The sequence below is a fragment of the Peptoniphilus pacaensis genome (assembly GCF_900088125.1).
GTDB classification, from domain to species: Bacteria; Bacillota; Clostridia; order Tissierellales; family Peptoniphilaceae; genus Aedoeadaptatus; species Aedoeadaptatus pacaensis.
Window position 1 is genome coordinate 495,075 of the sequence record NZ_FLQT01000003.1, and the last position, 11,522, is coordinate 506,596.

General features: G+C 32.6%; 10 protein-coding genes. 1 reads left to right on the forward strand and 9 read right to left on the reverse strand.

Translation table 11 applies throughout. The features are described 5' to 3' along the window. Positions 1-105 precede the first annotated feature (105 nt). The 7 genes from BN7444_RS02400 to BN7444_RS02430 form a co-directional block, all read right to left on the reverse strand. Entirely contained in the window at positions 106-480 is a 375-nt protein-coding gene (locus tag BN7444_RS02400; RefSeq protein ID WP_002416385.1) for a hypothetical protein, read from the reverse strand. An 86-nt stretch (positions 481-566) separates the two neighbouring features. Further along, the gene (locus tag BN7444_RS02405) at positions 567-983 is read right to left on the reverse strand and encodes a sigma-70 RNA polymerase sigma factor region 4 domain-containing protein (RefSeq protein WP_068455266.1); all 417 of its coding nucleotides are present in this window, start codon (positions 981-983) and stop codon (positions 567-569) included. A 286-nt stretch (positions 984-1,269) separates the two neighbouring features. Further along, the gene (locus BN7444_RS02410; protein WP_002416388.1) at positions 1,270-1,503 is read right to left on the reverse strand and encodes a hypothetical protein; all 234 of its coding nucleotides are present in this window, start codon (positions 1,501-1,503) and stop codon (positions 1,270-1,272) included. 12 nt (positions 1,504-1,515) lie between these two features. Beyond that, complete coding sequence (gene feoB / locus BN7444_RS02415; RefSeq protein WP_068455269.1) at positions 1,516-3,537, reverse strand: ferrous iron transport protein B; 2,022 nt, start codon at positions 3,535-3,537, stop codon at positions 1,516-1,518. Between the two features lie 3 nt (positions 3,538-3,540). Further along, positions 3,541-3,765, reverse strand: a complete 225-nt coding sequence (locus BN7444_RS02420; RefSeq protein ID WP_002416391.1) for a FeoA family protein — start codon at positions 3,763-3,765, stop codon at positions 3,541-3,543. Continuing rightward, entirely contained in the window at positions 3,752-5,500 is a 1,749-nt protein-coding gene (locus tag BN7444_RS02425; protein WP_012290752.1) for an ABC transporter ATP-binding protein, read from the reverse strand. The genes BN7444_RS02420 and BN7444_RS02425 overlap by 14 nt, the downstream gene beginning before the upstream one ends. Continuing rightward, positions 5,493-7,259, reverse strand: coding sequence for an ABC transporter ATP-binding protein (locus BN7444_RS02430; RefSeq protein WP_019117248.1), 1,767 nt, complete (start codon positions 7,257-7,259; stop codon positions 5,493-5,495). The genes BN7444_RS02425 and BN7444_RS02430 overlap by 8 nt, the downstream gene beginning before the upstream one ends. Before the next feature lie 216 nt (positions 7,260-7,475). On the opposite strand from BN7444_RS02430, the gene BN7444_RS02435 reads away from it, so the two are divergent. After that, on the forward strand, positions 7,476-8,447 hold the full coding sequence (locus tag BN7444_RS02435; protein WP_068455272.1) for a helix-turn-helix transcriptional regulator: 972 nt from the start codon (positions 7,476-7,478) through the stop codon (positions 8,445-8,447). Between the two features lie 48 nt (positions 8,448-8,495). On the opposite strand, the gene BN7444_RS02440 is transcribed toward BN7444_RS02435, so the two are convergent. Continuing rightward, the gene (locus tag BN7444_RS02440) at positions 8,496-10,349 is read right to left on the reverse strand and encodes a recombinase family protein (RefSeq protein ID WP_068455275.1); all 1,854 of its coding nucleotides are present in this window, start codon (positions 10,347-10,349) and stop codon (positions 8,496-8,498) included. A 39-nt stretch (positions 10,350-10,388) separates the two neighbouring features. Next, positions 10,389-11,507, reverse strand: a complete 1,119-nt coding sequence (locus tag BN7444_RS02445) for a type IV secretory system conjugative DNA transfer family protein (protein WP_068455278.1) — start codon at positions 11,505-11,507, stop codon at positions 10,389-10,391. Positions 11,508-11,522 lie beyond the last annotated feature (15 nt).

Consider the following 11,522-nt stretch of genomic DNA (forward strand, 5'->3'; position numbering starts at 1 on the left):
CTGTGAACTTTGTTTTTTGTAGATTTTTCAAATCCACAAAAAAGCAAAGTGTTAAAATGTTCTCACTTTGCTCCATCTCAGTTTCTAATACATTTTCTGTTTTCCTTATTCTTCCTCTGTCAGTTCTTCAAAATCATCATTTGCATTTTCCTCTTTAAGATTTGGATTTTCTTCTAAAGAGATTTCTTTTTCTTTTAAATGAATTTCTGTAAGTTCTTTTAGCTTTTCTCTATTTCGATTATCGGAAAGTACATAATCTAAAAAGGCATAGATTAAATCATTGTCGGTACTTTCTTCTGCTCCGGTTATCTGTTTTTCAAATTTCTCAAACACGCCTCCTTTTTCTACTTTTCGTTTCGTGTCCGCCTTTCTTTTTAGCTGTGATTTCTTTTGTCTTAGTTGCTTAATTTTGTTTTCTACCTGTTCTTTTTTCTTAGTTTCTTTTTCCAACTGGCTCATTACATTTTCTAACTCTTTCATTTTTCATTCCTCCATTTCAATATTGTTGTGTTCCAAACAAAGAAAGGCTAAGCACCTTTCTTTGATACTTAACCTTTCATCATTTTTTAGATTTTATCTTCTAAAATCTTTCTTAGTTTTTCTAAAATTTGATTCCTCCTTTGTCCGATTGCCTGATGTGTAACTTTCTCTTTTCTGCTGATTGACCTAAGACTTTCTTCTCTGTAGAAGATGGCTTCCATTAACTCTCTTTCTTCTTTTGTCAGTGTAGCTAATGCCTTATGCAGTTCTTCAATTTGCATTTTGACTTCTACAATTTTTTCTAAGTCTATTTTTTCATCTATGATGTTATCTACAAAGTGTCCATCATGATCTAATGATGAAAATGGAATAACTCCATACTTGCAATCCTTTTTCTGAAGATATTTTTCATGCTCTGTTATCTTCCAATAGGCTTTGTAGACTTCTTCACTTATGGGTATAGCTTCCCCTTTGACATAAAGGTAATATTCCTTATTAGGCATTGTGTTATCCTCCTTTTTAAGTTCTCTGTTTTGCTTTTTGAGAATAAAAAAGGAGGACTTCTACACTTTGACGTAAAAAGTCCTCTCGGCTTAAAAACTAATATTTTATATGATTTTCTATTTTGTTGTTTCTGGTAAAGTGTTATTGCTACGTGTAAGCAATTCCAAGCATAAAAAATGATAAATATATCTTATGTGAATAACAAAATTTAGTGTTTTCATTATTTATCCCTCCATTGCTTAGCTACATTTTAACCTCCATTCTTTGATTCTGTACTTAACCAAACTACTCTTTTACAATCCAAATATCATCTTGATTAACAACACAATTCGAGCATCCCGAACATTGACTTTGGCATTTACTTGTTGCAGACCTTTTAGTTTTTACCAAATATCCATTATTTTCGAGATATTCAATTTTCATTTTTACACTATCTAAATCCTCACCTGTCAGTTCAGCAAGTTCTTGCAAAGTGCAAGTCTTTTTCTTTTTCAATACTTCTAATAGTTGTATAAGCATACTTATCACACCTTAAAAAATCAGTTGTCCAATATGATATGCAACACAAGATATAATTAGAGCCGATAATATATAATACAGTGCTATTTTTATCGTCCATTTTTTTGAATGTGTTTCTTGTGCGGTAGCTGCAAGAGCCATCAAACAAGGCATATTGAAGAAAAAGGCAAAAGTAAATGCTAAGGCTTCCGGCTTTGAAATCATTGTAAACATATTATTGCTTAGAATAGCGGTATCTACTGTCCCTTTAACCTCAACTGCATGCCATATTCCTGAAGAAGTAAATAATGATGCCATTACTCCTAATGCCGATTCTTTTCCCATTGCAGAAGCAACAAAAGCCATAAATAATTGCCATGGTAACCCAAACAATTTTGTTACAGGCTCTATAAATGTTCCTACTTTATAAATAAGGCTGTTAGCTATATTTCCATCAGGCGTATAGGCAAGAATCCAAAATATAACAGAAATAAGGATAATGATACTCAATGCCCTTTTCAGTACATTTCCCATCCTATTCATTACAGAAGAAAGTAAATTTTTCCAATGTGGCTTGTGATATGGTGGAAGTTCCATAATCATTCCAAAATGTTCACTTCCCTCATAAAGCGATTTTCTGAAAATCCTATATGTGATTAGTAAATGTAGAAAAGCAACTGCAAATAGGCTTAATATCACAAATACTGCCTGTTTTCCGAAGAATGTTCCTGTAACAAGCCCGACTACTCCCCATGTTGACCCGCAAGGGACTACCCAAGATAATGCAATCGTCATAACCCTCTGTCCCCATGAATCAATTACTCTCGTTCCTGTGATTCCACCTATATTACAGCCGAAACTTAACAAGAACGGCATAATTGCTTTTCCTTGCAATCCTAATTTCGACATAGTGTTGTCAAAGACATAGGAAACTCTTGCCATATATCCTACATCTTCCAAGAATCCAAATACTAAGCTAATTCCCAATACATAACTTGCCATTTGCAATGCAAAAGTAATTGCAGTCATTACGGCTCCACACAAAAGTGAAATCAGCCAATTTGATACTCCAATGGCGACAAGCCCCTTTGCCAACAATGTTGATATTTTAGGTATAACAAACCCAAATAACCCCATTAGCGGAAATCCGATGAGCATAGAAGCAACTAATCCTAAAATGATAACTCCGATAGCCATAGGTTTTCCGAAAGCTTTACTTGTGGCTATACGATCAAATTTGCTTCTCTTAAATACTCTCTTTTTCTGAATAACATTTGCATTGATAAGTTTATCTATCCATTCAAATTTACAATTACCGGTTATTAAATTGCCATTTTTTATGCTTTTTAATACGTTCTCTATTTCTTCAAATTCGACTTTTTCAACATTATCTTTTACTAACGCAATTACTTTTGCATCCTGATCTAATAATTTTCCGATAATCCACGACTTTGAAAATACACCTATACCTTTATCAGGGATATGTTTTTTTAATAGCTTATAGTTATCTCCAACAATATTTTCATATGCCCTTTCTAAATTTTCGTCAGATAAAATTTTTCCTCTATCTGAATGCTCCAGAAAAGCATAAAACTCTTTGTATTCCTTTTTATCTGCCGCAACGATAGGAATGACAGGTATATTCAAGGATTTTTGTAACCCCTTTATATTTATATTTTTCCCTTGACTTGTAGCAACATCCATCATGTTCATGATTAAGACAACCGGAATATTTATTCCAATGTAGTCAGAGAGCATAAATAGACTTCGATTTAATTGTGAAGCATCTGCCATAATAGCAATTAGGTCTGCGTTCCCGGTTTCTATATATTCTCTTGTTATAACTTCTTCCTCTGAATTTGCTGATAATCCGTAAGTTCCTGGTAAATCCACAATCGTATAATTGGTATCTTTATACGAAAATTCGCCTTCTTTTTTCTCAACGGTTTTACCCGGCCAATTTCCAACATGTTGATTTGAGCCTGTCAACCCATTAAACAAAGTCGATTTTCCAGAATTAGGCTGCCCCAGCAAAGCAATCGTTATTTTCTTCATATCTCAAAGTACCTCCATCATTATTTTCTCTGCCTCTATCTTATTGACAGCTATCATCGTATCTCTACAATAAATGAGAATAGGTTGCTTTTTATAATTCTGGATAACTTCAACATCGCTTCCGACAGTTATTCCGATAGATATTATTCTGCTTTGAAAATGTGTATCACCAATAATTTCAACAACTTTACCTTTTGTCTTTTCTTTCAAAGTACTAAGCCTCTCCATAACTATTCTCCTTTATCATCCACTTTTTCGCTCTTTCCTGTGTATTTACCATTTCATAGTAATGTCCTTTTTTTCCATAAAGTTCATTATGATTTCCTTGTTCTTCAATTCTTCCGTTATTTATCAAAATAATTTGATTAGCGTTTTTAATGGTATTCAATCTGTGAGCAATAACAAAAACTGTCTTTCCTTGCATTAAATGCTCCAAAGCATTATTGATTTTAGCTTCATTATCAGGATCAAGAGAAGCTGTAGATTCATCCAACAAAAGAATTGGTGCATCCTTCAGAATCGCTCTTGCAATAGCAATCCTTTGTCGTTCACCGCCGGATAATGTACTTCCTCCATCTTTTATTTCCGTTTCATATCCATCCTTCATTTTCAAAATAAATTCATGGCAACAAGCTAATTTTGCAGCTTGATAAACTTCTTCCTTTGTTGCATTAGGTTTTCCAACCCTGATATTGTTATAAACAGTATCGGTTAACAGTACATTATCTTGAAAAACCTGACTAACATATTTAAGCAACACATCAGGTTTTATGGATTTTATATTTTTTCCACCAATTATAATTTCTCCACTATTTACATCCCAAAATCTTGCAATCAAATTAGCGATTGTAGTTTTTCCTCCACCGGAAGGACCAATTAAAGCTGTAGAAGTTCCTTCTTTTGCTTCAAAAGAAATATTGTTCAGAATCGTTTTATTTCTATCATAAGAAAAATTTACATTCTTAAATTGAATATCAAAATTTTCTAATTCAACTTCATTTTCAGAATAAGGCAATGGCTTCGTTTCATAAGCTTTCTCAAGATTACTTGCAGCTAATTTCAAATCTTTCAATAGTCCATAGGAATGTTGAAAGGCAATAAGAAGTGCAGATAATGCTAAACTCATAAGCATAAAAGCCACAAACTGTTCAGTTCTAACACTACCATTTATAAGCAAATATCCTCCTATAAGAAGAACTATCGGAAGCAAAAAGTTAACTGTGATAAAGTACATACTTGTAGGTAACGCCATTTTCTTTTCTGCGTTTACGCTTGTCTTTCTAACATTTTCAAGTGTATTTATCATTCTTTCAAAATGTTCACTTGTCATATTAGCTGACTTAAACGCTTTCATACCTTGAATGTACTCTAAAATAATAGAAATCATCTTAGAATTTAAATTTCTTTTTCTTGCCCCGTATTTTTCTATCAATTTGTTGCCCCATATCAACATAGGATATGCGATAAGCAATACTAAACACTCTAATAATGCGAGCTTCCAATCGATAAAAAATGTGCCTAATAAAATCAATATTGCTGTAACTGCCGTTTTAATAACCGATGGCAAGGTGTGCGTTATGATCAGTTCAAAACTACTCAAATCTTTTGTAAGAGTTGATAATAGATAACCACTACTATTTTTTTGGAAATGACCAAGGCTCAAACTCCTATAATGATTTGCTAAATCCAAACGCATATCTCCACACATTTCAGCTCCTCTTGAAAAGCTCAAATAGTATGCATGCCTATAAATCAGTATCCTTGCAATCATACTGATGAAACATATTACCGTATATTCTATGATTAAGGTTTTAGTTAATGTATTTTGCAATATACTAACTACGGTAAAATAGAGCATTAAATACAAAACAATGCTTCCTATCGAATCAATAACCATTAGAAAAATCGGTAAATACAATTTTTCTTTTTTATCTTTCAGAAGTGTTCTAATAATCTTAAGCATTTGCACTTACCCCCTCTCCAAAGTAATCTTTTGTGTATGTGTTCCACATACTTTCATAGACCCCTTTTCTTTCTAAAAGAGTTTTATGTGTTCCAACCTCTACGACTTCCCCTTCATCAAATACAACAATTTGATCTGCATTCTTAATAGTATGCAAACGATGAGCAATCATAATGATTGTTTTATTTTTCAACAAGTTTTGAAGTGCTAACTGTATCTGGTACTCATTTTCTATATCTGAATAGGAAGTTGCTTCATCAAAAATAATAATTGGAGAATCTTTGAGTATTGCCCTAGCGATTGAGATTCTTTGTTGCTGTCCACCTGACAATTTCACCCCTTGATCCCCGATTCTTGTCTGATATCCATTCGGTAAACTCATAATAAAGTCATGAATTTGTGCTGCTTTTGCAGCCTCAATAATCTTATTTTCATCTGTATCTGTTCCCATACGAATATTCTCATAGAGAGTATCCTCCAAAAGAAATACATCTTGAAAAACAAATGATGTAATGTCCATCAAATTATCTATTTTTAATTCATTGATCGGTATGTCGTTAATTTTAATTGCTCCACTTGTTACATCCCAGTACCTCCCAATCAATTGTGCAGCAGTTGTCTTGCCTGCACCGGAAGGTCCCACAAAAGCATTTATTGTATTCGGTTTTAAGGATAAATTTATATGTTGTAATGCTTTATTTTTTGTTTCTTCATCGTCATAACTGAAAGTAACGTCTTTAAAATCTATTTTCATACACTCATTCTTGTTTATGATTTTTGTTCCGTCTTTCAATTCATCCATATCCATTATTTTTTTTATGTTATCCAATCCGCTTCCAAGCTCCATAGATTGCATAAAGATTGTTACCATATTTAAGAACGAAACAAAAAAGCACATTGTAAGCATAATAAATAGCAAATAGGATGTTGCTGATAAAGAATTTCTCAAAAAGAAATATCCTCCGAACGGCAATGTAAATAAGATTGCTGAATCCAAAACCACTAAGGTTATTGATAAAGGATAGCAAGAGCTCATACACATCTTTTTCCAACAAGTAATATACGCATTCAATGAGCTTCTATATTGTTCAAATTTTTCTGCTGTTAAATGATACATTTTTATTACAGGCATAGCCTTTATAAATTCGTTTGCCGAAGCATTTAAATCAGCAATATCTTCGGATAGCTCCGTTGACATATCCGGATAATTTTTCATTAGCATCATAGGAATTCCTAATCCCAAAATCATAGGAATAAGCATAACAAGTGCCATCATCCAATTTAATTTCAACATGAAAATGAACATAATAACCGGAACAACTGCTGCCTGAGCTAATTCCAAAGTGCTATGAGCCAAAAAATTTTCAACTCTATCTACATCATCAAACAACAATGTTTTAATTTCTCCGGGGGCATGCTCTTGAAAGAATCCCAAATTAAATTTTGAAATATGATTTACAACTTTCAGCTTGATTCTGTGTATTGTGTTAAAAGCTGCTGTATGAGATAAAATGCCCGCAAAGGACATTAGTATTGCTTGCAAAACAGCACTTATAATTCCTATACCTGCCCACATTAAAATTTCTGTATACAAAATATTTTTCTGAAATATCATTAGTAATATCTTATAAACTACAAAATAAGGAACTAATGATAAAGTCGCAGAAATGACAGATAAAAACATTCCTAAATGTAGCTTTTTTCTCTCATCTTTTGCTAATTGAAACACATAAGATATTCCTGTCTTCTTTTTTTCCATTAGTTATTCCATCTCCTTTCATAATTGTTAGCCGTATCTAACTAACTACATTCATTATAAAGCTAATTTTTTATAACTCAAAATCTAACTATGAATTTTGATATTCCTTGTAATCCCTTTATTTATAAGCTTTTTATCAGTATTTCTATTTACATTTTTATAAATTTGTGATATAATAAAATAAATTTGTGATATTAAAAGAGGTGAGTAGAATTGATGGATAGAACAGTTATTGATTATTTAACAAACTTAGTACATGACGCTCCTTTTATTCCTGTTCCAACTTTATCAACTGAAAACAAACAAATCTTTAAAATAGATCCCCATTTTGGCAAAGGTACTTTTCGCATACTAAAATTTGACAGCCGTTTAATTCTAATTTTAATTGCTAACTTTACTCCAAATGAAACAATGGAGAAAATAACCGAAGTATCTGAAAAGTATTTAGAGATTAGCCAATTTGAAACAGAAAGCAGTTCATTTAAAGTCGGTGGCAGAAAGTTAAATAATGTAGAAAAAGGTATATATTGTTACTTAAATACAGAAAAGAAAACCTATACCTATTGTGAGGCAAATAAGCCTGTAAAGTTTACGAAAATAATCCTAACCAAAGAATACTTTGATACTTTCTTAAAATTAAAATATGATGATTTTGAATATGAAAAAACAAAGATTCTTAATTCTTATTTGTTAAAAACTCAAAATTCTCCGCAGTTGAATTTTATATTTCAACAGATAAGAGAATCCCAAGCTGAAGGAAAGATTTTGCCTTTATATTTGGAAAGCAAAGTTATGGAACTATTATCTATCATAATTACAGAGTTAGAAGAAAAGGAAAAAAATATATCCGTTGTCTTAACTAAAAAAGATAAGCAAAATCTGAAAAGGGCTGTATCAGCTATGAAAAAAGATTTATCGGTTCATATTGACGGACTTGAACTCTCTAAAATTGCTTTAATGAGTCCTGCACGATTTCAATTAGCTTTTCGCAAATACTATGGTGTTCCTCCCTACGAGTACTTAAAAGAACTAAGGCTTAATAAGGCATTATTATTGCTGAAAAATCCCGAGTATAAAATATCTACGATAGCAGAAAAAGTTGGCTATACACACACAGGACATTTTGCTAAAATATTCAAATCAACTTATGGTATCACACCAAGTAAATATAGAAGTATGCTTAACTAAAGAAATTTATCCCAATATTATAAAACATAAATTTAGAGCGTGTAATTTTTACACGCTCTCTTTAAATGATTCCTTGTTTTTATAATCCTTCATCAGTATACCTGCCCTTTTCAAAACCTTTAACTTCTCCTGTTTTTTCTGTTCTCTCCTTTCCTTATACCTTTCCTCATACTCCTGTTGTTTTCCATTTGCTTTACGCTTTAGATAATTTTGATGAAGTCTGTCTCTTCTCTCATTAATTTTTCGTTCTTCTTCCTCAAGTTTTGATCGTTCTTCTTCGCTTAACTCTTCTTTTGGCACTTCATAATTTCCTATGAAGTTAAAATATATTTCTATCTTTTGCTTTGATGTTTGACTGCCTTTCCTATCTCTTTCATGAATGATTATCTTCTTTACAAACTCATTTATCATTGTGTTTGTGAGATTATCAAAGTTTTCATAACGACTAATAAGGGATATGAATTTTCTTGCCTTATCTGTTTCCTTTTCATATCTTGATATTACAAGCTCTAAGTCTTTAATCTCTTTACTTAACGTGAGTTGCTCAGTTTCATATTGGTTATTTAAAATTTCATAGCGATTATTCGGTATCTTATTTAAAATCATATCTTCATAAATTCTGCACATCAATCGTTCCAGCTCTTGAAGCCTGTTTTGGCTTTCTGTTAATCTTATCTTTTTCTTTTCTATATGTGCCTTTTCCTTTTCTTCCATTTCATTTTGAATGGAATGAATAAATGCTTCATTATCTTCATCAAGATAATTTTTTATATCTTTTAATGTTTCTTGGATAAGGTTTAAGACTACTTCTGCTTTTATCCTATGAGCTGATGGACATAGCGTTCCGCAAGGTACTTTCTTATAATTACTGCAAACATAATAAGGAATATTCTTATAGTTATTTGTCCTATGAACATACATCTTGCTTCCACAATCTGCACAATACATCAGTCCTGTTAGTGGGTGATATTCGCCCCAACCATCAGGATACCTTTTTACATTTCCTCTTATCCTTTGCACATTATCAAAGGTTTCTTGGTCTATGATGGCTTCGTGAGTATTTTCAAAGATGAGCCAATTATCTTCGGATACATATTTACTTTTCTTATCCTTGAAATGCTTTCTTGTTTTAAAGTTAACTGTATGCCCTAAGTATTCTTTTTTCTTTAAGATACTTGCAATTGTGGAGCTACACCAACGATAAGGATATTCAAAGTTTTTGCTTTGATGTAATCCATATCCCAATTTTTTCTGATGATAAGCGGGTATATCTATCTTATCCGCTTCCAGTATCTTTGCTATTTTGTATGGTCCTGCTCCGTCCATTGTAAGATTAAATATTCGTCTTACTATCTCGGCTGCTTTTTCATCTACAACCCACTTATCTTTGTCTTTTTCATCTTTGATGTATCCATAAGGCGGTGTGCTTGCCGTATGCTTTCCGCTTTCTCCTTTTGATCTGAATGTAGATTGTATTTTTCTTGAAGTATCTCTTGCATACCATTCATTCATAATATTTCTAAAAGGGGTAAAATCATCTTCTCTGTAAAAGCTGTCTACATTGTCATTGATAGCAATCAGTCTTACGCCCTTTTGTCTTAATATCTCCATACATTGACCAACTTTGAGATAATCTCTGCCGAGTCTACTCATATCCTTTACGATGATACAACCGATATTTCCAGTATTTACTCCATTCATCATTTCCATAAAGCCTGGTCTATCAAACTGTGTCCCGCTTATTCCGTCATCTGTAAAATGGATGATGTTGGTTAAATTATTCTTACTTGCATATTCTTCAAGGATTTTCTTTTGATTAACGATTGAGTTACTTTCTCCTTCAAGTTCATCATCTCGACTTAATCTCTCATAGAGTGCTGTTATCTTTTCAAAATTCCTCACTTTTTCCTCCTTCCTCTTAATTTTTTAAATAAAAAAGAATTAAGAAGTACATATTTCACTAAAACAGTGATTAAGTGTTCTCCTTAATTCTATTACTCCGGCTGCCAATTTATACTTCTTATATTGACGGACTGCAAAACAGTCTTTTTTCCGCTCTTCAAGTTCTTCAAACATGATGTCGATAATGTTTTTATAGCTTTCGTCCTCTTCACTTACCTGAGAATTGTCGATCATATCCACTAGCGTTCCAAAGTTACGATCTTTCTCTTCAAGTTCAAATACGATGTAGGCAATTAATGCACAGTAAAGCAGACGCTCCGCTTTAACCCAAAAGTCTTCTCCGGCATGACTTCCTTCACCTTTCGTGTTAATCATCAAAGTATTTACAAGCTTTAAGATGTCTTTTTCTGTTCTTACATAGGCAAAAGGATTATAGTGCATGGACTTTTTAAAGTTGATTGTATTAAACACTCTAATTTGATAAGCTTCACGCACTGCTTTCTTCTTGCCTTTTTTATCTTTTTTAGTCATAATCTTGCCACGAGCAAGCATTTTTCCCGTCTCCGTCAAAAGACTGCCTTTCGGGTCTGTTATCACGTAGGAGCTATGCTGTTGCATAATATTAGGTTTTACATAGAAGCGTGTTTTACCTGAACCGGAACCGCCGATTACCAGAACATTTTTATTTCTCTCGTACTTCTTTTTACTCACCGGCATTCTTTCTTCCATAGTTAATGATTCTGTCTTTGTCAGAATAATATTCTCGTCAGGATCGCTGCTATTAATGTATGGCTTGATATCTTTATGATCTGCCCATTTCGCAGAGCCATACTCTTCACCTTTCCGAAACTTCTTCGCATTTTTAGCTTTCTGCCATACGATGATTCGAATGAGTACACTTGCAGCTAAGGCATAGAGTGTAAAATTTCCCAAGGGTATAAGTGGAATTTCAGTATTAAAACACATCGCCAGATTTTTAAATGCAAACCCAAAGGAAACACGATCGATTAAAAAGAAAAGTCGATTAAAGAAAAAGAAAAATAGTATATAGGGGAAAATCAACGCAAACAGCGTTTTCTTATTGACTTCTCTCAAATCCTGTATTTTAGAATCCACATAATCCTGAATGTCTTTTGAAATTTGATTGATAATATCCATAAATAGCCCTTTTTA